18 protein-coding genes are annotated in these 20,975 nt (G+C 62.9%); 4 read left to right on the forward strand and 14 right to left on the reverse strand.

Annotated elements, in window-relative coordinates; genetic code table 11:
• Positions 1 to 115 precede the first annotated feature (115 nt).
• The 6 genes from B5E60_RS02185 to dapB all read right to left on the reverse strand — a co-directional run bounded on the left by B5E60_RS02185 (position 116) and on the right by dapB (position 7,784).
• Positions 116 to 763: an O-methyltransferase gene (locus B5E60_RS02185; protein ID WP_087309242.1), complete on the reverse strand. Its 648-nt coding sequence runs from the start codon at positions 761 to 763 to the stop codon at positions 116 to 118.
• Between the two features lie 2 nt (positions 764 to 765).
• The gene (locus tag B5E60_RS02190; protein ID WP_087309243.1) at positions 766 to 1,980 is read right to left on the reverse strand and encodes a M16 family metallopeptidase; all 1,215 of its coding nucleotides are present in this window, start codon (positions 1,978 to 1,980) and stop codon (positions 766 to 768) included.
• Positions 1,981 to 2,055: 75 nt separating this feature from the next.
• Entirely contained in the window at positions 2,056 to 4,845 is a 2,790-nt protein-coding gene (gene uvrA / locus B5E60_RS02195) for an excinuclease ABC subunit UvrA (RefSeq protein ID WP_087309244.1), read from the reverse strand.
• A 199-nt stretch (positions 4,846 to 5,044) separates the two neighbouring features.
• Positions 5,045 to 5,650 (reverse strand): IMPACT family protein, encoded by a 606-nt coding sequence (locus B5E60_RS02200; RefSeq protein ID WP_087309245.1) that lies wholly within the window; start codon positions 5,648 to 5,650, stop codon positions 5,045 to 5,047.
• A 3-nt stretch (positions 5,651 to 5,653) separates the two neighbouring features.
• Positions 5,654 to 7,006, reverse strand: coding sequence for a signal peptidase I (gene lepB / locus B5E60_RS02205; protein ID WP_087309246.1), 1,353 nt, complete (start codon positions 7,004 to 7,006; stop codon positions 5,654 to 5,656).
• 19 nt (positions 7,007 to 7,025) lie between these two features.
• On the reverse strand, positions 7,026 to 7,784 hold the full coding sequence (gene dapB, locus B5E60_RS02210) for a 4-hydroxy-tetrahydrodipicolinate reductase (RefSeq protein WP_087309247.1): 759 nt from the start codon (positions 7,782 to 7,784) through the stop codon (positions 7,026 to 7,028).
• Positions 7,785 to 7,973: 189 nt separating this feature from the next.
• Here dapB and truA point away from each other — a divergent pair, with 189 nt between their 5' ends.
• The gene (gene truA, locus B5E60_RS02215; protein WP_087309248.1) at positions 7,974 to 8,741 is read left to right on the forward strand and encodes a tRNA pseudouridine(38-40) synthase TruA; all 768 of its coding nucleotides are present in this window, start codon (positions 7,974 to 7,976) and stop codon (positions 8,739 to 8,741) included.
• Positions 8,742 to 8,960: 219 nt separating this feature from the next.
• Here the strand turns inward: truA and lpdA are convergent, their stop codons facing one another.
• Both lpdA and B5E60_RS02225 read right to left on the reverse strand, forming a co-directional pair.
• Positions 8,961 to 10,337, reverse strand: a complete 1,377-nt coding sequence (lpdA, locus tag B5E60_RS02220; RefSeq protein ID WP_087309249.1) for a dihydrolipoyl dehydrogenase — start codon at positions 10,335 to 10,337, stop codon at positions 8,961 to 8,963.
• A gap of 36 nt (positions 10,338 to 10,373) precedes the next feature.
• The gene (locus tag B5E60_RS02225) at positions 10,374 to 12,071 is read right to left on the reverse strand and encodes a C69 family dipeptidase (protein WP_087309250.1); all 1,698 of its coding nucleotides are present in this window, start codon (positions 12,069 to 12,071) and stop codon (positions 10,374 to 10,376) included.
• A gap of 238 nt (positions 12,072 to 12,309) precedes the next feature.
• On the opposite strand from B5E60_RS02225, the gene B5E60_RS02230 reads away from it, so the two are divergent.
• The 3 genes from B5E60_RS02230 (at position 12,310) to proC (ending at position 15,372) form a co-directional block, all read left to right on the forward strand.
• Positions 12,310 to 13,560 carry a WD40-like domain containing protein gene (locus B5E60_RS02230; protein ID WP_087309251.1) on the forward strand — a complete coding sequence of 417 codons (1,251 nt, stop codon included), beginning with the start codon at positions 12,310 to 12,312 and terminating at the stop codon, positions 13,558 to 13,560.
• Positions 13,561 to 13,804: 244 nt separating this feature from the next.
• The gene (locus B5E60_RS02235; RefSeq protein WP_087309252.1) at positions 13,805 to 14,473 is read left to right on the forward strand and encodes a YggS family pyridoxal phosphate-dependent enzyme; all 669 of its coding nucleotides are present in this window, start codon (positions 13,805 to 13,807) and stop codon (positions 14,471 to 14,473) included.
• A gap of 122 nt (positions 14,474 to 14,595) precedes the next feature.
• On the forward strand, positions 14,596 to 15,372 hold the full coding sequence (gene proC / locus B5E60_RS02240) for a pyrroline-5-carboxylate reductase (RefSeq protein ID WP_087309253.1): 777 nt from the start codon (positions 14,596 to 14,598) through the stop codon (positions 15,370 to 15,372).
• A 249-nt stretch (positions 15,373 to 15,621) separates the two neighbouring features.
• Here proC and B5E60_RS02245 read toward each other — a convergent pair whose 3' ends face one another.
• From B5E60_RS02245 to B5E60_RS02270, 6 genes are all read right to left on the reverse strand, one after another.
• Complete coding sequence (locus tag B5E60_RS02245; RefSeq protein ID WP_087309315.1) at positions 15,622 to 16,827, reverse strand: peptidoglycan DD-metalloendopeptidase family protein; 1,206 nt, start codon at positions 16,825 to 16,827, stop codon at positions 15,622 to 15,624.
• Between the two features lie 197 nt (positions 16,828 to 17,024).
• Positions 17,025 to 17,597, reverse strand: coding sequence for a DUF3109 family protein (locus B5E60_RS02250; RefSeq protein ID WP_087309254.1), 573 nt, complete (start codon positions 17,595 to 17,597; stop codon positions 17,025 to 17,027).
• Positions 17,594 to 18,577, reverse strand: a complete 984-nt coding sequence (locus tag B5E60_RS02255; protein ID WP_087309255.1) for a D-alanine--D-alanine ligase — start codon at positions 18,575 to 18,577, stop codon at positions 17,594 to 17,596. The genes B5E60_RS02250 and B5E60_RS02255 overlap by 4 nt, the downstream gene beginning before the upstream one ends.
• Positions 18,578 to 18,579: 2 nt before the next feature.
• Complete coding sequence (gene nadD, locus B5E60_RS02260; protein WP_087309256.1) at positions 18,580 to 19,392, reverse strand: nicotinate (nicotinamide) nucleotide adenylyltransferase; 813 nt, start codon at positions 19,390 to 19,392, stop codon at positions 18,580 to 18,582.
• 2 nt (positions 19,393 to 19,394) lie between these two features.
• A complete protein-coding gene (gmk, locus tag B5E60_RS02265) occupies positions 19,395 to 19,958 on the reverse strand; it encodes a guanylate kinase (protein WP_087309257.1) in 564 nt (187 codons plus the stop codon).
• A complete protein-coding gene (locus B5E60_RS02270; RefSeq protein ID WP_087309316.1) occupies positions 19,958 to 20,830 on the reverse strand; it encodes a YicC/YloC family endoribonuclease in 873 nt (290 codons plus the stop codon). The genes gmk and B5E60_RS02270 overlap by 1 nt, the downstream gene beginning before the upstream one ends.
• Positions 20,831 to 20,975: the final 145 nt, after the last annotated feature.

Raw genomic sequence — 20,975 nt, forward strand, 5'->3', positions numbered from 1 at the left:
CAGAAAGCTCCGGCAATACCGGAGAGACCAATGGGACCGGCAAGACCTGTGAGACCCATGTGAGGCCAGCCGCAGAGTGCCTCTCCTCTCCCTCCCCTCCCGGACCGGCCGGCGGTCAGTTGACCCGGATGAGATTCAGCCCGTCACGCAGCGGGACGATGACATTCTCCACGCGGGGATCCTCGACCACCAGGCGGTTGAACTCCATGAGGGCCTGCGTGTGGCGGTCGCCGTGGGCGACGGGTTCGACGACCTTCCCCGACCAGAGGATGTTGTCGGCAATGAGGACCGAACCGCTGTGCACCAGCTTCGGGGAGCCGTTGTCGCCCATCAGCATGCGGTAGTAGTCGGGATATTCGCGCTTGTCGCCGTCGATGAAGACCAGATCGTAGACCTCGCCCAGCCGGGGAGCCACGTCGAGGGCCGATCCGATGTGGAAACGGATCTTGCGGCCGTGGGGCGAGCGGTCGAACCACGATTGGGTGAACTCTTCGAGTTCGTCGTCGACCTCGATGGTGTCCAACCGGGCTTCGTCGTCCAGACCTGCGGCCATCGAGAGGGCCGAATAGCCCGTGAAGGTGCCGATTTCGAGCACCCGCCGCGGACGGATCATCCGCACGAGCATCTCCAGCAGCCGGCCCTGAATGTGGCCCGACAGCATGCGGGGGGCCACGGCCCGCAGATTGGTTTCACGGTCCAGTTCGTGCAGCAGCTCCTCCTCGGGAGCCGAATGTTCGTGTACGTATCGTTCGAGAGCCTCCATAATTATCTGTATATGAGCCGCGACATCTTTGAGAAGAGCTCCTCGGCCACCTCGGTCAACTGCGAGGCCGTCAGGGCCCGGATCTTGGCGTAGACCTGCTCCATGGTGTCGACCTCGTCGTGGCAGAGCAGGCTTTTGCCGGCGCTGAGCATGTAGCTTTCGTTGCTTTCGCTCGAGATGGCCAGCTGGGCGATGAACTGCTTCTTGGCCATCGAGAGCTGACGGGGCGAAAGGGGCGTGGTGCGCAGTTTGTGCAACTGCTCCTCGATGAGTTCGATGCACTGCGGGGCATTGGCGTGCTCCGAGCTGAAGTAGATGGCCACGATCCCCGTGTCGCCGTAGGGGGTGTAGGAGGCCTCGATGTTGTACGACAACCCGTGGCGTTCGCGGATGACCATGTTGAGCAGCGAGTTGGCGCTCGGTCCGCCGAGGATGTTGACCAGCAGGGCCAGGGGCAGTCGTCGCTCGTCGGCGATGTCGTAGGCGCGGCAGCCGATGATGCAGTGGGTCTGGTGGGTGTGGCGTGCGACGCTCTTCTCGAAGGGGGTACATGGGGTTGGGGCTACCCTTTCGCCGCGGCACAGGGTCGATGCCTCGCCGCCGAAGTAACGTGCCGCGACGGCCTCGGCCACCCGGGGCGAGAAGTTGCCGATTGACGAGAAGACCATGCGGTCGGTGGTATGCATGCGCCGCGTGAAGGCGCGGATCGCCTCTCCGTCGTAGCGGGCCAGGGCGACCTTGCGGCCCAGGATGTTGTGACCGAGCTGCGAACCCTCGAACAGCAGATCCTCGAAGGTGTCGTAGATCTGGTCGGCGGGCGAATCCTTGTAGGTGTTGATTTCGTCGACGATCACCTCTTTTTCGCGCTCCAGCTCGCGGTCGGGGAAGGTCGAGTGGAAGGCGATGTCGGCGATCAGTTCGGCGGCCTTGGCGAAGTCGCCGCGGAGCGTCGTGGCGTGGATTGTCGTATCCTCCTTGGTGGTGAAGGCGTTCAGCTCGCCGCCGAGGTTTTCGAGGCGGCAGTTGACCTGCCAGGCGCGGCGGCGTTCGGTTCCCTTGAAGAAGGCGTGTTCGGTGAAGTGGGCCAGCCCGTACTCCGAGGGGAGTTCGTCGCGGCTTCCGGCGCCGATGACCAGCGCGCAGTGGGCCACCGATCCGTGGACCTGGCGGTGGATGCCGCGGATTCCGTTGGGCAGCGTGTAGGTATGGAATTCCATCATGAAAGTTCGCTATGCGTGTCATTGCGACGCGCGGCCGGGGCGGGGACTACCCTGCTCCTCCCGGCCCGGGCGTCAGTGTTCGATGTGGCGGCGGAGGAACTCGCCGGTGTGGCTTCCGGGGCAGTGGATCAGCTCGCGGGGCGTCCCCTCGAAGACGACACGCCCGCCCGCCTCGCCGGCCTCGGGCCCCAGGTCGACGACCCAGTCGGCACACTTGATGATGTCCATGTTGTGTTCGACGATGACGATCGTGTGTCCGCGTTCGATCAGGGCGTTGAACGCCGCCAGCAGCTTCGAGATGTCGTGGAAGTGCAGGCCGGTGGTGGGTTCGTCGAAGATGAACATGACGCCGCCCTGCGCGGCATCCTTGGTCAGGAACGAAGCCAGTTTGACGCGCTGGCTCTCGCCGCCCGAGAGGGTCGACGACGACTGCCCGAGCTTGATGTAGCCCAGCCCGACATCCTGCAGCGGCTGCAGCCGCTCGACGATCCGCCGGCAGGTGGCGTTGCGCAGATCCTCGCCGAAGAAGGCGATGGCTTCGTCGACGGTCATTTCGAGCACGTCGTAAATCGACTTGTCGCGGTACTTGACCTCGAGGATTTCGTCGCGGAAACGCTTTCCGCCGCAGGCCTCGCAGACCAGTTCGACGTCGGCCATGAACTGCATCGAGACCTTGATGACCCCTTCGCCCTGACACTCCTCGCAGCGGCCTCCGGCGACGTTGAACGAGAATGCCGCCGGTCCGAGGCCGTTGTGTTGGGCATAGGGCTGGTCGGCGAACAGCTTGCGGATCTCGTCGTAGGCCTTGATGTAGGTGACGGGATTCGAGCGCGAGGATTTGCCGATGGGGTTCTGGTCGACCATCTCGATCGACTTGAGGAGCCGCACGTCGCCCTCCAGCCCGTCGAAGTCGCCGGGTTTCAGCCCCGTGTCGTAGAGCATGCGCCGCAGCGCCGGGTAGAGAATCCCCTTGGCCAGCGACGACTTGCCCGAGCCGCTGACTCCGGTGATGCAGGTCATCACGCCGAGCGGGATGCGCACGTCGATGTTTTTGAGGTTGTTTTCGCGGGCGCCGCGGATGGTGATCCACTGGCTCCAGCCGCGGACGCTCTCCGGGACGGGGATCTGACGGCGTCCCGTGAGGTAGTCGGCCGTCAGGCTGCGGTCGCACTTCAGCAGGTCGGACAGCGTGCCGTTGAAGACCACCTGCCCGCCGTTGTAACCGGCCCCGGGGCCGATGTCGACGATCCAGTCGGCGGCGCGGATCACCTCCTCCTCGTGTTCGACGACGATCACCGTGTTGCCCAGATCGCGCAGCTGCTTCAGCACGCCGATCAGGCGGTTCGTGTCGCGGGGGTGCAGACCGATCGAGGGTTCGTCGAGGATGTACATCGAGCCGGTGAGGTTGCTGCCGAGCGACGTGGAGAGGTTGATGCGCTGGCTCTCGCCGCCCGAGAGGGTCGACGACAGCCGGTCGAGGGTCAGATAGCCGAGCCCCACGTCCGAGAGGTACTGCAGGCGGTTGCGGATCTCGACCAGAATGCGCGCGGCGGTCTTCGTGTCGTGTTCGTCGAGCTGCAGCGCGGCGAAGAAGCCGATCAGTTCGTCGACGGGCATGCGCACCAGATCGGCGATCGTTCGGCCGCCGACCTTGACGTAGAGGGCCTCCTTGCGCAGGCGCGAACCGCCGCACTCGGGACAGACGGTCTTGCCCGTGTAGCGGGCCTTCATCACGCGGAACTGAATCTTCCTCCGCTCGGAGTCAATGTACTGGAAGAATTCGTCCAGACCGTGGAAATATTGGTTTCCGCGCCACAGCAGCCGCTTTTGGGCGAGGGTCAGCTCGTGGAACGGCGTATGGATCGGGAAGTTGAATTTCGAAGCGTTGTCGATGAGCTGCTGTTTCCAGCGGCGCATCGTCTCGCCGCGCCAGCAGGCGATGGCATCCTCGTAGATGGTCTTGCTCTTGTCGGGGATGACCAGATCCTCGTCGATGCCGATCACCTTGCCGTAACCCTCGCAGCGGGGGCAGGCCCCCAGCGGGTTGTTGAAGCTGAAGAGGTGCTCGGTCGGGGGTTCGAACTCGATGCCGTCGGCCTCGAATCGCGACGAAAAGCTCTTCAGTCCCTCGTCGGTGATCGTCTCGCAGACTCCGTCGCCGTAGGAGAAGGCCCTTGCCACGGAGTCGCGCACACGGGTCGGGGTCTCCTCGTCGTTGTGCACACGCAGCCGGTCGACGATCAGATGGATTGACTCGGGCTTCGTGTCGGGGCCGATTTCGGGCAGCAGCTCCTCGATGAGTTTCGTTTCGCCCTCCACGTAGACGCGCATGAAGCCGTCCGAAAGCAGTAGCGTGAGCTTCTCGATGATCCCCTGCCCCTTCGTCAGCACCAGCGGAGCGGCGATGATGACCCGCTCTCCGTCGTGGGCCAGAAGGTATTCGGCCACGTCGTCCGTCGAGTAGCAGCGCACCTCCTGCCCCGAGACGGGCGAGAAGGTGTGGCCCGCGCGGGCGAACAACAGTTTCAGATAGTCGTAGATCTCGGTTGTCGTGCCGACGGTCGAGCGGGGGTTGCGCGTATTGACCTTCTGCTCGATGGCGATGGCCGGGGCAATCCCCTCAATAATGTCGACATCCGGCTTGTTGATCTTTCCGAGGAACTGCCGGGCATAGGCCGAGAGGCTCTCCACGTAGCGGCGCTGCCCCTCGGCAAAGATCGTGTCGAAGGCCAGGGTCGATTTTCCGGATCCCGACAGACCGGTGATGACGACCAGTTTTTCGTGCGGGATCTCGAGCGAGATGTTGCGCAGGTTGTGGACCCGCGCCCCCTTGATATATATGCAGTTTTCGTGTTTTTCCATATCGGTTCGGCCCAATGCAGCGGCCGTTTCAGCAATCTGTTTTCTGTGTGTTGTTTCATCCGGCGATGCTCCGGCCTCTGTCGTTTTCACGCCCGGGCCCCGTCTTTCACGTTCATCCTCCGTCTTTCTCACGCCCGGGTTCCGCCGGTTCCCACGCCCGGCCCGTCGTTTCTGCCTTCTCTATTCCCCTCCGCCGTTTTCACGCCCGGTCGCGGAGTGATCCGCCGGCCTTGCGGAGCCGCTCTTCGAGACGGTCGGCCAGAGTTTCGCGGATCGTGAGCCGCATGGTGCAGAGGTTGTCGAATTCCTGTGCTTCGATGCGGGGCTGCAGCTCCTTGACCACGCGCATGATGTCGTTCATCGCCACATAGGGAAAATCGACCGTCACCGTGCGGTCCACCGTCCGTTCGACGATCCGGGCGGCCTCGATGGCTGCGGCGGCCGACTCCCGGTAGGCGGCAATCAACCCCGGTACGCCGAGTTTCGTGCCGCCGAAGTAGCGAACCACAACGATCAGACAGTCCGTCAGGTCGTTCGACAGCAGCTGCCCGAGGATCGGTTTTCCGGCCGTCCCCGAGGGTTCGCCGTCGTCGTTGGCGCGGAACGCCTCACCCCGGGGACCCAGACGCCAGGCGTAACAGTGGTGCGTGGCGTCGAAGAAGCGTTTGCGCAGCGCGTCGAGGTGGTGTCGGATCTCCTCCTCCGAGCGGACGGGGAAGATCCACGACAGGAACTTGCTGCTCCGTTCGCGGCAGGCGGCCTCGGCCTCCCGGGCCACGGTGCGGTAGAGATCGTCGGCCTCCATTGCCTATCGCACTTTCCGGAAGAGGCGCTCCCAGCGGATGTTCGACGGGAACTTTCGGTTGGCGTCGAGCGACAGCCAGACGAACGAGGCCTTGCCGACGATGTGGTCCTCGGGGACGAATCCCCAGAAGCGCGAGTCGGCCGAATTGTGGCGGTTGTCGCCCATCATCCAGTAGTAATCCATGGCGAAGGTGTACTGCGAGGCGGGGGCTCCGTCGATGCGGATCACGCTGTCGCGCACTTCGAGCTCATGCCCTTCGTAGGCCTCGATGATGCGGCGGTACAAGGGCAGGTTTTCGGTCGTAAGCTCGACCGTGGCGCCCTTCTTCGGGATCCAGATCGGACCGTAGTTGTCCTGGCTCCAGCGGGCGTCGTCCCACTGCGGGAAGACGTCGGTCGAGGGCGAGTAGATGTATTTGCGTATGGAGATGACGTTGCTCGAGGCCTCGATCTTGCGGGCGGCCTCGTCGGTCAGCGACATGTAGTAGGCCGCACCGTTTCCGCTGTACTCCGTGATGCCGAGGTTGTCCAGTGCATACTGCGTGAAGGGGGCGTTGGTCTGTACGATGTAGGAGCTTTGCAGTCCGGGTATGGGCTCCTGGGCCGTGCCGTTGACATAGACCTGTCCGTCGCGGATCACGAGCGAATCGCCGGGCAGCGCCACGCAGCGCTTGATGTAGTTTTCGCGCTTGTCCACCGGGCGGCTGATGACCGTGTACTTTTCGTTGAGGCGTTTGCGTCCCTCCTCCTTGCCGAACGACTCCTCGAATCCGCGCAACACGTCGTAGTAGGTCACCGACTGGTTTTCGAGCAGCACGGTGTCGCCGGCCGGGAAGTTGAAGACCACCACGTCGTTGCGGCGGATGGGCTTGAGACCCTTCAGGCGGTGATAGGGCCACTTGATGGCCTCGGAAAAGGACTTTTTGGTCTGCGAGAAGGGCATCGTGTGGTGGACGAACGGGAACGACAGCGGCGTGTTGGGCATTTGGGGTCCGTAGGAGACCTTGCTCACGTAGAGGTAGTCGCCCACCAGGAGTGACTTCTCCATCGACGAGGTGGGGATCACATACATCTGGAAGATGAAGATGTGCACGAGCGAAGCGACGACCGTGGCGAAGATGATGGCGTTGACCCACTCGTAGACAGTCTTGTACACCTTGTTTTTCTGACACAACTCCGCATTGCGGTGCCAGACGTAGCGGTAGAAGAGCTTCGAGATGTAGAGGTCGTAGATGATCGGCAGTCCGAGGAGCAGCCAGAGGTTTCCGGTCCAGACGACGAACCAGAGGGTATAAAGCAGGGCCGAAAAGGTGAATCCGACCCACTTGTTACCGAAAAAAGCCTTGATTTTTTGCATCTTGTAGCGATTGTTTCAACTATTTCAACAGGTCGTCCATGCCGTAGACGCCCCGCTTTCCGCAGAGGAATTCGGCGGCGACGACCGCACCCTGGGCCAGCGTGCGGCGGTTCTTGATTTCGTGGCACAGTTCGAGACGATCGTCCTCCGACTCGTAGGTCACGGTGTGGATGCCCGGGACCATACCCTCGCGTACCGAACGGATCTCGATGCAGTCGGCCGGCGTATCTTTGCTGTGCTCGACGCGGTTCGTTGTGTGTTCGATGCCGGGGGCGTAGTTCACCCAGCCGGATTTGCCCGGGAGGTTCTCGATGATCCCCTCGGCCAGCGTGATGGCCGTACCGCTCGGGGCATCCTTCTTCTGGGTGTGGTGCACCTCCTCGATGCGGACGCTGTACCCGCCTCCGACACGCCCCACAAGAGCGGCCAGCTGGCGGTTGAGGCGGAACATCAGATTCACGCCCAGGCAGTAGTTCGAGGCGTAGAACATCGCTCCGCCGCGTTTGCGGCAGAGATCCTGCAGTTCGGCCAGACGGTCGGTCCAGCCCGTGGTGCCGCTCACGACGGCCACGCCGCACTCCAGACAGGTGCGGATATTGTCGTAGGCCGTGGCCGGGGTGGTGAACTCCAGCGCCACGTCGACCCCTGCGAGGTGTGCGGCATCCAGTTCACCGACATTCGCCTGATCGACGATCAGCCGGACCTCGTGTCCCCGTTCGCGGAGGATTCGTTCGATTTCGCGGCCCATCTTGCCGTATCCGATGATTGCAGCCTTCATAGTGTCTCGTTCGAAAAATTCGGTTCCGACAAAGATACGAATAAATTTGCAAACTGAACGTCGCGGGCGGTGTTTATCGTATGCCGCGGGGCGGGATCTTTTTCCGGCAGGGCGCTTTGCGTCAAAAACGCCGCCGGAGGTTTGTCGTGGTCCGCGACTTTCGCTATCTTTGTCGGAAAAATACCTCCCATGCGTTATTTCATCGAACTCCGCTATCTGGGGGCCGCCTACTGCGGGTGGCAGCGGCAACCCGACCAGCCGTCGGTGCAGCAGACCCTCGAACGGGCCCTGACAACGTTGCTGCGCGAACCGGTTGAGGTGACCGGGGCGGGCCGCACCGATACGGGGGTCAATGCCTCTTATTATGTGGCGCATTTCGACCTCGGCCGGCCGATCGACCATCCCGAACAGGTGGTCTACAAGGCGAATTTCCTGCTTCCGGGCGACATTTCGGTCTGGAGCCTTACGCCCGTGGCCGACGATGCCCACGCCCGCTTCCACGCCTGCGAGCGCGAGTACCGCTACTATATCGAACCGCACAAAAACCCCTTCACGCGTCATCTGACGTGGCAGTACTACGTGCCGCTGGACCTCGAGCGGATGAACCGTGCGGCGGCCCTGCTGCTCGAGTTCGAGGATTTCACCTCGTTTGCCAAGCTCAATTCGAACAACAAGACCAATATCTGCCACGTGCGACAGGCCTGCTGGACGGTCGACGAACGGGGTGTGCTGTGCTTCACGATCCGCGCGGACCGCTTCCTGCGCAACATGGTACGGTCGATCGTCGGGACGCTGGTCGACGTGGGCCGGGGGCGTTATACGCCGGAGGATTTTCGTGCGATTGTTGCCAGCCGCGACCTTTCGCGGTCGAGTGCCGGGGCTCCGGCGCAGGGGCTCTTCCTGAGCGACGTGCGCTACCCTGCCGAGATCTTCGCCGGCTTAAGAAGCCGGTTCTAGGGGCGCCGGTCCAAGAGACCGGTTTTAAGGGCGGCCGGGCCTTACCGGGCTTCAGAGCAAATAACCGCTCCCGCCCCTCCGGATTTCAGCACCAAACGGCTGTTCCCGAACCTCCGAATACCAATACCCCCCCCCACAAATACACAAGAGCCACCCCGACAAAGGGTGGCTCCTGTATTTATATAGGGATAGGGACAAGCGGTTTCCCGCCGGCCTTCGTCAGAGATGAATGGCAGCTCCGAGGGCCGCTTCGGCTGCCTCCATCACCCCTTCGTTCATCGTCGGATGGGCGTGGATCGTGCGGGCGATCTGGTGGGCCGTGGCGCCCAGACGGCGGGCCAGGGTCGGTTCGGCCAGCATCTCCGTCACGGAGGCGCCGACCAGATGGGCTCCCAGCAGGTGATCCTCCTCGTCGAAGATCAGCTTCACGAATCCGTCGCGATCCCCCGCAGCCGTGGCCTTGCCCGAGGCCGTGAAGGGGAAGCGGCCGATCTTAATTGCCAGACCGCGTTCGACGGCCTGCTGCTCGGTCATGCCCACCGATGCTACCTCGGGCTGCGTGAAGACGCACAACGGGATGGTCGAGTAGTCGACCGGTTCGGGTGCAAGGCCGCAGATGGCCTCCACGCAGCAGATGCCCTCGGCCGAGGCCACATGGGCCAGCGCCGGTCCCGGCACGATGTCGCCGATGGCGTAGATGCCCGGGACGTTGGTCCGGTAGAAGGGGTCAACCTTGATTTTGCCGTGCTCGACCTCGACACCCAGCTCCTCGAGGCCGATCCCCTCGATGTTCGGCTGAATGCCCACGGCCGACAGCACGACATCGGCCGAGAGGGTCTCGGACCCCTTCCTGCCCTCGATCTCCACGTCGCAACGCCCCTCGGCGTTGACGCTCACCCGCTTGACGGTCGTGCCGACGAGCACCGCGGCGCGCATCTTGCGGAAGGCGCGCTCCATGGCCTTCGAAACCTCCTCGTCCTCGAGGGGCATCATCCGCGGAAGATACTCGATGACCGTTACCTTGACGCCCAGCGCGGCGTAGAACCAGGCCAGCTCGCTGCCGATGGCTCCCGAACCGACGACGATCATCGTCTCGGGCAGCCGGGTCATGGCCAGCGCCTGCCGCGAGGTGATCACCCGCTCGCCGTCGACGGGCATGAAGGGCATCTCGCGCGGACGGGCGCCGGTGGCCAGGATGATGTGGTCGGCCTCATACTCCGTGCCGTCGACGTCGACCCGGCCCGGTGCCGTGAGGCGGCCGAAGCCCGCAATCAGGTCGATGCCGTTCTTCTTGAGCAGGAACTGTACGCCGCGCGACATGGTTTCGGCCACGGTGCGCGAGCGGGCGACGATCTTTTCGAGATTCGGGCGGACCGTGCCGTCGATCTCGAGTCCGTACTGTTCGGCGTGGCTGCAGTAGCCGAAGACCTGGGCGCTTTTCAGCAGCGCCTTGGTAGGGATACAGCCCCAGTTGAGGCAGACGCCGCCCACATCGGCCCGCTCCACGAGGGCCACCTTGCGGCCCAGTTGCGCGGCCCGGATGGCGGCCACATATCCGCCGGGGCCGCTGCCGACGATCAGAATGTCGTATTTCATCTTTGTTCGTTTAAGGTTCAAGGTCGATTTCGGAGGCTATTTGCGGACGCGCAGCACCTCGCCGTTATCGGCGGCCACGGCCCGTTTCCACTTTTCGTTGTAGCCCGGGAACTGGATCCGGTCGGGAATCTGACGGCCGTTTCCGTTGTCGACGAAGTGGGCCGCCGAGCCGTCGCCGTCGAGGAACGACAGCACGTCGCCGTGTTCGCTCTTGACGTTGCCGTCCATGTACTTGACCAGCAGATAGCCGTTCAGCCGCTGCCAGCGGTCGAACAATTCCTGGGCCGTTACGACGCTCACCTCGGTGAGGTAGTTGCGGCGGGCCTCCGCCGACATCTTGCCGATGCAGGCCGGCAGGTTCTCCATCTCCTCGAGGCGGGTATTTTCCCACTGGTCGGTGACCTTGCGGATATCGGCCGAGATCATGTCGTAGCGCATGTAGGCGAAGTTCGTGGTGCGGTTGAAGAGCCAGAAGGCCGACGTGGACGAATATTCGAGCATCGAGCCGTTGCCCTCGCGGAAGCACTCGGGCACCTCCTGCGCCGAGCAGAAGATCGGCGTCAGACACGACGTGGCGGCATCGTCGACCCCGAACCACAGAATGCCCGTATCGGCCGGACGGTCCGCACGGGCCTGGCCGACGAACCAGAAACCGGTCTGCTGCGTGGCCGTGGCGCGCTCGTTGAGATACTCCACGCCGTCGACTTCGAACGTCATCGGACGCCAGCGGTAGGGACAGTTGTGGCCGCCGGCACCGAGATCCTTCGTCATGTCCATCGGGGTTCCTTCGTAGTGGTCGCGCATGCAGTCGAAGAGCTGTTTGGGCGAGACCTTGTGTGCGGGTTTCACCCACAGCGGCAGCCGCTTCTGGAGGTTGTAGCCCATGGCGTAGTCCTCGTATTCGTCCATGCCGTCGGCCACCGTGCGGAAGAAGGCCCACACGCGGGCGTCACAGCTGCGTACGGTGCTGAAATCGGCCGGGCAGTAGGCGTCGGCGAAGCTGAACTCCTCGTCCGTGCCGTCGAAGTAGCCCATTTCGCGGGCGAACTCCACCACGTCGGGGGCATAGAGACAGTTTTCGGGGTCATCTTTCGGGAAGGTGGTGATGCGGGCTTGGTTGGCGTGTCCCGAGACGTAGCCGTCGGGGATGCGGCGGGCCACCCAGACGATGCCGCGGCGGGCGTTGTCCCCCTTGCCGTCGTCCTTGTAGCCCTTGCCGATGAGCTCCATGATCCAGGCTTCGTTCGGATCGGCGATCGAGAACGACTCGCCGCTCGAGGCGTAGCCCCAGGTATTGGCCAGTTCGGCAATTACGCCGATGGCCTCGCGGGCCGTGCGGGCGCGCTGCAGGGCGATGTAGATCAGCGAACCGTAGTCGATGCGGCCCGTGGTGTCGACGAGCTCTTCGCGGCCGCCGTAGGTCGTTTCGCCGATGATGAGCGAGTGTTCGTTCATGTTGCCCACGGTGGACCACGTCTGGCGGATCTGCGGGATGTCGCACAGATAGCGGCCCGTATCCCATTCGTAGACGGGCAGCATGGCGCCTTTTGCGTGTTTGCCGCCGGGGGTGTGGTAGAGGGCGCCGTAGAGGGCGTGCGAATCGGCCGCATAGGTCACCATGACCGAACCGTCGGTCGAGGCGCCCCGCGTGACGATGAAGTTGGTGCAGGCCGACACCGCGCCGCAGGTGGCCACGGCGGCGAAGGCTGCAAGCATCAATCGGAATTTTTTCATGTTTTTTCGGGTTTAGCTCGGTAAAGATACGAAAAGTCGGGCGCCGGGACAAATCAAAACACACTTTTCGATGTGTCGGTGTTCGCGCGGCGCCGGGCGATCAAAGATAGAAAAAAGCGGCGAAAACCTTGCATAACCCGGCTCAAAATCCGATCTTTGTGATCGAGCCCCGCCGTCCGGCAAGGCGACGGAGTCCTGTCCGGCGTGTGTAAATCCCTGAAAATCCCTGAAAACGAACATGTGGAAAATTACGATAGGTGTGCTGTTGTGCGCTCTGCTTGCAGGGTGCGGCCTGAAGGTGGAGCATCCGGCCGAAGAGCTGGTGACGGAGGTCGAGATGCCCGCGGGCGAACGCTTCACCCCGGGTGACGAGGTGACGGTCCGAGCCGTCGGCTTCGAGGCCGCGGACGAGATCTGGTTCGATATTGCCTGGACCGATGGCACGGAGGATTTTGCCCCGAACGGTACGGCCCGGGGCCTCCGGGGAACGGTGACCGGCCGCACCGACACGTCGATCAGCTTTCTCGTTCCGGGGCACTACCCTCCTGCAACGGTCTCCGTGCTGCTCTTCCGCAACGGGGTCTTCCAGACGCTGGGGACGATTCGCACCGACGACGGTGTCCGTCACGAAATCTCGCTCCATACCCTTTCGGAGACCCCCGGCGGCGGAACCATCGTGGCCCGTTATCCGATGTACGGATCGGCCGACCTGCGGGATGAGGAGTTCCCGACCGATCTGACGCTGGAGTGCGTCGTCGGCCGCTTCGGCCCGGGCACGGCCTGCGGCATAGCCGACGGACAACTCGTCGAATTGGATCTGGTGACCCGTCAGACGGAGATTCAGGGCGAAGGGTGCCTGCTCACGGGGGCGGTCTCCGAATCGACCGTAGCCGGGCTTTTCGTCCGCGACGACAGGCTCTGCCTCTCCGGCGGTTCCCTCCCCCGCGCATGGCAGCTGCCCGAAGGGGTCACCGTCGACCGCATCGTCCGCCAGCCCTTTGCCTTTGCATTCAACGCCCTGCTGCTTGCCGTGCGCAACGACGACGGTACGCTCTCGCCGCTCGTCCTGCCGTTATCGGGTACGCGGGCGCTGCTCGGTCCGGCCGTCGAGTCGAAGACGCTGCTCCCCTACTGGATGATGAAGCCCGCTACAGACAATCCCTCGCAATGGGAGCGTGTGGGCGGCTATGCCGTGCTGCATGACGATCTCACCTGGTTTCAGCCGCTCGATCCGACGACCCTCGAATTGGCGCCGACCCTCGGGGAGGCCGACCTTCTGGTCGAGGGACGGGTGCTGTCGATGACCCAGTGCATGCTTCCGGCCGAAGCGGGCGATGCCGATCCGCAGCCTGCGGTCCGGATCGGCGTGCTGACCGACACCGACGGTCGGCACGAGGTCTGGGTCTACGATCCGCAACGGGCCTCGGGATCGCTCGTGCTGGGGGATGTCGACCTCTTTGCCGTCCGCGGGATCTTTTTCGCGCGTTAACGCCGGTCCGAACTCCCTTGCTGATGCGGCAGGAACGTGCCCTCCGATGCTTCCGATGCTGTCGTACGGAGATCTTGCCGCTGTCGGACGGTGTATTCCGACTCTTTGCGGCAAAGCAGCCCTCGCACCCCAAAGTGGCGGGAGGTTGGACGGTGACTGAAAGTCCGAGGCGCGCTTTTTTTTCGGCCGAGGCGATCCGTCCTGCCGGATTTTTGCCTAATTTTACGTCGAAAATAACACTACCATGTCGGAAATCGCAACCCATCTGGCACATATCCGCGAAACCCTCCCGGCGGGGGTGACGCTTGTTGCCGTATCGAAAACCCACCCTGCGGAGATGATCCGCGAGGCCTACGAAGCCGGTCAGCGCATCTTCGGCGAAAGCCGCCCCCAGGAACTGCGCGAGAAGTACGAGACGCTGCCCCGGGATGTCGAGTGGCACATGATCGGCCACCTGCAGACCAACAAGATCAAATACATCGCGCCGTTCGTGGCGATGATTCAGTCGGTGGACAGCGCACGGCTGGTTGAGGCCATCCAGAAGGAGGCGGCCAAGTGCGGCCGCGTGATCGACATCCTGCTCGAGATCCACGTCGCCGCCGAGGAGACCAAGACGGGCTGGGATCCGGCCGAACTGCACGACTACCTCGCCACGAACCCCTTTGCCGCGCTGCCCAACCTGCGCGTGCGCGGCGTGATGGGCATCGCCACCAACACCGACGACGAGGCGGTCATCCGCCGCGATTTCGATGCGCTGCGCCACTGCTTCGAGGAGCTGCGTCCGCACTTCGGCGAGGCGTTCGACACCCTCTCGATGGGCATGTCGCACGACTACCGGCTGGCCGTTGCGTGCGGTTCGACGATGGTGCGTGTCGGCTCGTCGATCTTCGGCGAACGCGACTATTCGAAATGATTCGTTTCAGAACCGTACCCGAAGCGGAAAGCGGCCCGTATCGGCTGCTCTGAACCGGCGCGGAGCCGGTGATTCACCGCCGTCGCCCGCCTCTCGAACAACGTAACTTATTTTATATGCATATGAAGATCGGATTTATCGGATTCGGAAACATGGCCCAGGCACTGGCCCGCGGACTGGTGCGCGGCGGAGCCGTCGAGGCCGCCTGCATCGGGGCCTGCGCCCGCGATCGGGCCAAACTGCAACGCAATACGGAGCCTCAGGGCTTCCGGGCCTTCGACACGGCGGCCGAGGTGGCGGAGTTCGCCGACGTGGTCATCATCGCCGTGAAACCCTATCAGGTCGAGGGGGTTGTTACGCCGATTCGTGAGACGTTGAAGCGGAAGATCGTCGTTTCGGTGGCTGCCGGGGTGACGTTCGACGACTACGAGCAGATGCTCGCCCCCGGTACGGCCCATCTGAGCACGTGTCCCAATACGCCGGTGGCCGTCTGCGAGGGGATCGTCGTCTTCGAACGCCGCCACTCGCTCTCGCCCGAACAGCTGGCTTCGCTCGAGGAGCTCTTCTCGCACGTCGGATTGGTGCTGTCGGTCGAGACCTCGCTGCTGGGGGTGGCCGGGACGATCTGCGGCTGCAGTCCGGCCTTCGTGGCGATGTTCATCGAGGCCTTGGCCGATGCGGCGCTCAAGTACGGTATTCCGCGTGCCGATGCCTATCGGATGGTGAGCCAGATGATCGTCGGCACGGGCAAGCTGCAACTTGAGACGGGACAGCATCCCGGCGTAATGAAGGATGCCGTCTGCTCGCCGGGCGGTACGACGATCGTGGGTGTAGGGGAACTCGAACGCGAGGGCTTCCGCGGATCGGTCATCGCGGCCATCGACGCCATTCTGGGCTGACCACGCCCTCCTTCCGGCTGCGGCTCCGACCTGCGGCGCAACCGGAAAAGAGAGAGGAACCTTCTCCCCTCCCCGCTTTTTAGGCAGGTTTTCGGGACGCTATCCCGTTATCAGACCTCCGGAATTTGTCTCCGCTTCCATCGCTTCAGACCGGGAGCGTCCATTTGCTGCTGAAACCCAGCAAGGTCCGGCTGCCTCTAAAACCCACCTCTTAGGTGGGCCGGCCCATAGAACCGGTCTTTTAGACCGTTAGCGGACGCGCAGCGTGCGGCCGATGCGCAGGATGGTGGTCGACTTGATGCCGTTCAGACGGCAGATGTTCGACACCGTGGTACCGTAGCGGCGGGCTATGGCACCGAGCGTATCGCCCGAACGGATCTTGTGATAACGCATGGCGGCCTTTTCGGCAGCCTCCTTCTTGTCCTGCTCCTCGTTGGCGATCTCGTCGTCGAAATCCTGCCCGGCGTTGGAATTGATGTTGAAGAAGGACTTCTTCAGCAGGAACGTTTCGCGGCAGAGCATGCCGTTCTTGAAGTCGATCAGCCGTTCGGGGTCGAAGGCCTGTCCGTAGTAGCGGGTCTCGAAGTGGAGGTGCGGACCGGTCGAACGGCCCGTCGAACCGCCCTTGCCGATGACGTGGCCCGCCTCGACCCAGTCGCCGGGTTGGACCAGACGCTCCGAGAGGTGGCCGTAATAGGTCTCCAGTCCGTTGTCATGGCGGATGATGACCAGATTGCCGTAGCCGCGCACATATTGCGAGATGCGCACCCGTCCGCAGAAGGTCGCATAGACCGGTTCGCCCATCTTGAGCGGCAGATCGACACCCTGGTGGCGGCGTCCGCGGCGCGGTCCGTACTTGCCGCGGGGATTCACCGCCCCCTTGTAGGGATAGTGGTAGCTCTTCGTCGAGTCGATCAGGTCGATGACCACCGACTGCGGCAGCGAAGCGATGCTGACATCCTTGTAGGGAAAGAGCGAGACCGTGTCCCAATACTTTTCGAAGATCGTGCTGTCCTTGGCCACGGCGCGGTTGCGGACGTATTTCCAGGTGTTGTTGCCGTAGAGGATGACGTAGAGGGCGTCGTTTCCGGAGTTGAGCGTGTCGAGGACGGTCAGTCCGTTGGTGTCGAACGTCGATTCGATCTCCTTGCGGCGCAGGCGCAGCTGCAGGTTGGCCACCGAATCGGCCGCCGCTTGCTGGGGATCGATCTGGGCGGTCGGAGACGATGCCGTACGGGCCGCACGGGCCTCGAGCTGCGCCTGCATGTTGTCGAGCAGCGTCTGCAGCGAGTCGATGGCGACGCTCTGCACGTCGGAGACGTGGCGCAGCGAGTCGGCTTCGGCCATCGCTTCGACGGTCTGTTCGAGGAGTTTGACCCGTGAGGGACGGGGTGATCGGGCGTCGGCCGTTGCGGCCAGCGAGAGGGCTGCCAGCGGCAGCAGGTATTGTTTCATCTTCTTCATACGTTGCATTTTCGGTTGGACCGCTCCGGACGGGCGCAGCGGCCGTTCACTTTTCGATTGCCGGGATTCTTCCGCCCGACTTTTCAAGGGGTTTCCCCCGGGGACTCTCTTCGGGGAGCGCTTTGCTCTTCCCGATTGGCCACTCCCCCGGCATTTATTTTTTTTTTTCCCCCCCCCTCCGGATTCTGTCAGCCCCGTTTGATCAACTCTTCGGCGGCCTCGAGCTGGTGGTAGAACTCCTCGCCGAAGCGGCGGATGATCGGTTCGCGCAGCGCCTTGTAGACCGGGATTCCCAGTTTGGCGCCGCATTTGCGGGCCGGGGCACAGACCGACCAGCGGTGGTAGTTCAGGCCGAGTGTGCCGTTCGAGAAGCGCATGACGCGGATTGGATAGAGGTGGCACGAGATCGGTTTGCGGAACGCGGTCTTGCCCTCCATCCAGGCCTTCTCGATGGCGCACAGCGTCACGCCGTTCTCCTGACAGGCGTAGGCGCACTGGGCGTCGTTGACGAGCGGCGTGGTCCGATCGCCCTCTTCGTCGAGGACCATGAAGCCCTGCCGTTCGACGGCCTCCACCCCTTCGCCCGTCATGTAGGGACGGTAGTTCGGGTATTCGCGGCGGAGGATCTCCTCTTCGTCCTCCTCCAGCGGGGCTCCGGCGTTGCCTTCGACGCAGCAGATCCCCTTGCACTGCACCAGATCGCACGCAAAGCATTCGCGCAGCAGATCGACGCTTAGGATCTTGTCATCAATCTCGATCATTTGCGGCACGTATCGGCGATAATCAGATCATACAGTTCGCCGAGCGACATGCCCATCTGTCGGGCCTGCTTCGGGACGATGCTTCCGGCGCTCATGCCCGGAATCGAGTTCAGCTCGATGAAGTAGGGCTTGCCTTCGGGGGTGACGATGAAATCGACCCGCACGACGCCCGAGCAGCGGCATGCGCGGTAGGCTTCGCGCGTCATGCGGTTCAGCTCGGCGCGCACCTCATCCGGGATCGGTGCCGGGGTGATCTCCTCGGAGCGTCCGGCCGTGTATTTGGCCTCGTAGTCGAAGAAGTCGTTCTTGGGAACGATCTCCGTGATGGGGAAGATATACTCCTTTTCACGGGTGACGAGGATGCCGCACCCCATCTCACGGCCCGTGATGCACTCCTCGATGAGAATCTCGCCGCCCTGGGCGAAGGCGGCCTCGATGGCGGCGGGAAGCTCCGCGGCCGTGTGGACCTTCGTCACGCCGAACGACGAACCGTTGGCATTGGGCTTCACGAAGAGCGGGAGTCCCAGATCGGCGACAATGGCCTCGGCATCCCACGCCTCGCCGCGGCGCAGGAAGTGTTCGCGGGCCAGATTGACGCGTCCGGCCAGCGTGCGCTTGGTGGTGATCTTGTCGAAGGTGACGACCGACGAGACCATCGAGCACGACGAATAGGGAATACCCATCATGTCGAGATAGCCCTGCAGACGGCCGTCCTCGCCCGGGGTGCCGTGGATGAGAATCAGCGCGTAGTCGAAAATCTTGTGTTCGCCGTCGATCGTAATCGAGAAATCGTTCTTGTCGACCTGCCACTGTCGGCCGTCGGGCGTCGTGTGGTGCCAGTCGCGGTGATGGAGGTCGATGACCGTGATATCGTATTTCGTGTGATCGAGCGCCGCTTCGATCTGTGCGGCACTTTGCAGGGCGATCTCCCGCTCGGGAGAGTCGCCGCCCGCCAGGAGGGCGATCTTCAGTCGTGTCATTTTCAGGGGTTGTAGATGTCTTTGTATCGGAATTCGAAAATCTCCTGCACCATCTGGGCAAACTGCCGGGCCTCGACGTGGTTGGCGTCGATGCGCAGCACGGCGTTGAAGTCGTTCAGCGCCGGGCCCCACTCGCTCAGGCGGTAATGGAGCTTGCCGCGTTCGAGCAGCAGTTCGATGTCGTCGGGGCGTGCGGCGAGTTGTGTGGTGAGGACCGCGATGCGGGTTGCGGGGCTCCAGAGCCCCTTCTTGTGGATGTATTCGAGGACCTTCGGGGCGAGCATCGCCGAGACATCCTCGCCGCGCGTGATGCGGTCGCGGATCCCGGTCGAGGCGATGTCGAGCAGCGGGGCTTCGTCGAGCAGTGTGATGCGTCCCTCGAAGCCCGAGACGCTCTCGCTGCCGCGCCGCGGATAGACGTAGACCGGGTATTCGAGGATTCGGTCGTACTCCTTCCAGCCGTCGAGGCGGGCGATCTGGTCGCTGCCCATCAGGATCGAGAACTCCATCTCCGCCCCGCAGTTCTCCTGCAGATAGCGCAGCGTGTCGATCGTATAGGAGGGTTTCGGCAGCAGCATCTCCACTACCGAAGGTTTGATCCGTTCGGGATATTTCGATGCGGCGCAGGCGATCTCGGCCATCTCGAAGCGGTCGAGTTCGGGGGCCAGCGCCTCCTCCTGCTTGTAGGGGCTCTGGGGCGAGACGATCAGCGCCACCTCGTCGCACAGCCCGCGGTCCAGCACATACTCCGCCAGGGCGATGTGGCCCTTGTGGATCGGGTTGAATGACCCGAAATAGAGCATTTCGCGTTTCATGGCTATCGGGCAAAGAATTCGTCGAGAATGGCGCACGCTCCGGCCACGGCCTCGTCCAGACGGTCGTTGACCACCACATGGTCGAACTCCGGGGCCTTTGTCAGTTCGAACTCGGCCTTGGCCACACGGCGTTCGATGGCCTCGGGGGCATCCGTGCCGCGTGCGACGAGCCGCCGGCGCAGCTCCTCGACCGAGGGGGCCTTGATGAAGATCGAGCAGGCATCCCGACCGAAGATCCGCTTGAGGTTGATGCCGCCCAGGACGTCGACGTCGAAGACGATCACGTGACCCTTCTCCCAGATGCGCTCCACTTCGCTGCGCAGCGTGCCGTAGCAGGTGCCCTTGTAGACCTCCTGCCACTCGACGAAGCGCCCCTCGCTGACGGCCCGTGCGAACTCCTCGGGCGAGAGGAAGTAGTAGTCCATGCCGTTGCGCTCCTCACCGCGCGGGGCGCGGCTCGTGGCCGAGATCGAGAATTCGAGCTGCGGATAGCGGCGGAGCAGCTCCCGGACGATGGTTGTCTTGCCCGAGCCGCTCGGGGCCGAAAATATGATGACTTTTCCCATTAGAGTATGTTCAATACCTGCTCCTTGATCTTCTCCAGTTCGTCCTTCATCTTGACGACGAGGATCTGGATGTTCGTCTCGTTGGCCTTCGAGCCCATGGTGTTGATCTCGCGGCCCATCTCCTGGGCGATGAATCCCAGCTTGCGGCCCACGGCCTCCTCCGAGGCGGCCACCTCGCGGAAATAGCGGCAGTGGTTGGTCAGACGCACCTTCTCCTCGGTGATGTCGAGCTTCTCGAGGTAGAAGATCATCTCCTGTTCGAGGCGGTTGCGGTCGACCTCGACGGGGAGTTTCGAGAGGTTGTCCAGAATGCGCGTACGGATGGTCTCCGTACGGGCCTGTTCGAAGGGGATGACCTCGTTCTTGTACTGTTCGATCAGATCGACGCGGCGCAGCAGGTCGGCGATGAGCGTGGCCCCCTCCTGCGAGCGGAAGGCGTCGAGCCGCGCGGCGGCCTCTTCGACGGCCTTGAGCAGCACGGCGTGCTCCTCGTCGGAGATCGTCTCGGCCTCCGTCGAAACCACCTCGGGCAGCCGCATGAGTGTCTGCATCGCCGCGGCATCCCACCCTGCCGTGCTGCAGTCCAGTCCGGCACCGGCGGCCGCCTCGCGCAGCTGTCGGGCATAGGCGGCGAAGACTTCGCGGTTGATGCGGGCCGAGGTTTCGACGCTCTGGCTCTCGATCGAGACGAAAAGGTCGATCTTTCCGCGCTGGAGCCGCTGCTGGATCAGATTGCGGATTTCGTATTCCGACTGCCGGTAGAGGGCCGGGAGCCTCAGGGCGAGGTCCAACTGCTTGGAATTCAGCGATCGGATCTCGACGGTGATCTTCTTATTCTGGATTTCGGCCTCGGCTTTTCCGAAACCGGTCATGGATTTGATCATAGGTCAGCCTTGCTTGATTCAGGCAACAAAAGTAGTAAAAACAAATCAAAAAGGCGACGATTCGCCCGGCGGAATGAAATTTATTTGGCGATCTTTGGTTTTTCTAATTTATTTTTATTTATATTTGTGTTAT

The organism is Alistipes sp. An116, assembly GCF_002161005.1.
GTDB classification, from domain to species: domain Bacteria; phylum Bacteroidota; class Bacteroidia; order Bacteroidales; family Rikenellaceae; genus Alistipes; species Alistipes megaguti.

Excerpts from the sequence above, each read along its gene's own strand:
- B5E60_RS02185 (WP_087309242.1), bottom strand. The coding sequence starts at position 763 with ATGGAGGCTCTCGAACGATACGTACACGAACATTCGGCTCCCGAGGAG.
- B5E60_RS02190 (WP_087309243.1), bottom strand. The coding sequence starts at position 1,980 with ATGGAATTCCATACCTACACGCTGCCCAACGGAATCCGCGGCATCCAC.
- uvrA (WP_087309244.1), bottom strand. The coding sequence starts at position 4,845 with ATGGAAAAACACGAAAACTGCATATATATCAAGGGGGCGCGGGTCCAC.
- B5E60_RS02200 (WP_087309245.1), bottom strand. The coding sequence starts at position 5,650 with ATGGAGGCCGACGATCTCTACCGCACCGTGGCCCGGGAGGCCGAGGCC.
- lepB (WP_087309246.1), bottom strand. The coding sequence starts at position 7,006 with ATGCAAAAAATCAAGGCTTTTTTCGGTAACAAGTGGGTCGGATTCACC.
- dapB (WP_087309247.1), bottom strand. The coding sequence starts at position 7,784 with ATGAAGGCTGCAATCATCGGATACGGCAAGATGGGCCGCGAAATCGAA.
- truA (WP_087309248.1), top strand. The coding sequence starts at position 7,974 with ATGCGTTATTTCATCGAACTCCGCTATCTGGGGGCCGCCTACTGCGGG.
- lpdA (WP_087309249.1), bottom strand. The coding sequence starts at position 10,337 with ATGAAATACGACATTCTGATCGTCGGCAGCGGCCCCGGCGGATATGTG.
- B5E60_RS02225 (WP_087309250.1), bottom strand. The coding sequence starts at position 12,071 with ATGAAAAAATTCCGATTGATGCTTGCAGCCTTCGCCGCCGTGGCCACC.
- B5E60_RS02230 (WP_087309251.1), top strand. The coding sequence starts at position 12,310 with ATGTGGAAAATTACGATAGGTGTGCTGTTGTGCGCTCTGCTTGCAGGG.
- B5E60_RS02235 (WP_087309252.1), top strand. The coding sequence starts at position 13,805 with ATGTCGGAAATCGCAACCCATCTGGCACATATCCGCGAAACCCTCCCG.
- proC (WP_087309253.1), top strand. The coding sequence starts at position 14,596 with ATGAAGATCGGATTTATCGGATTCGGAAACATGGCCCAGGCACTGGCC.
- B5E60_RS02245 (WP_087309315.1), bottom strand. The coding sequence starts at position 16,827 with ATGAAACAATACCTGCTGCCGCTGGCAGCCCTCTCGCTGGCCGCAACG.
- B5E60_RS02250 (WP_087309254.1), bottom strand. The coding sequence starts at position 17,597 with ATGATCGAGATTGATGACAAGATCCTAAGCGTCGATCTGCTGCGCGAA.
- B5E60_RS02255 (WP_087309255.1), bottom strand. The coding sequence starts at position 18,577 with ATGACACGACTGAAGATCGCCCTCCTGGCGGGCGGCGACTCTCCCGAG.
- nadD (WP_087309256.1), bottom strand. The coding sequence starts at position 19,392 with ATGAAACGCGAAATGCTCTATTTCGGGTCATTCAACCCGATCCACAAG.
- gmk (WP_087309257.1), bottom strand. The coding sequence starts at position 19,958 with ATGGGAAAAGTCATCATATTTTCGGCCCCGAGCGGCTCGGGCAAGACA.
- B5E60_RS02270 (WP_087309316.1), bottom strand. The coding sequence starts at position 20,830 with ATGACCGGTTTCGGAAAAGCCGAGGCCGAAATCCAGAATAAGAAGATC.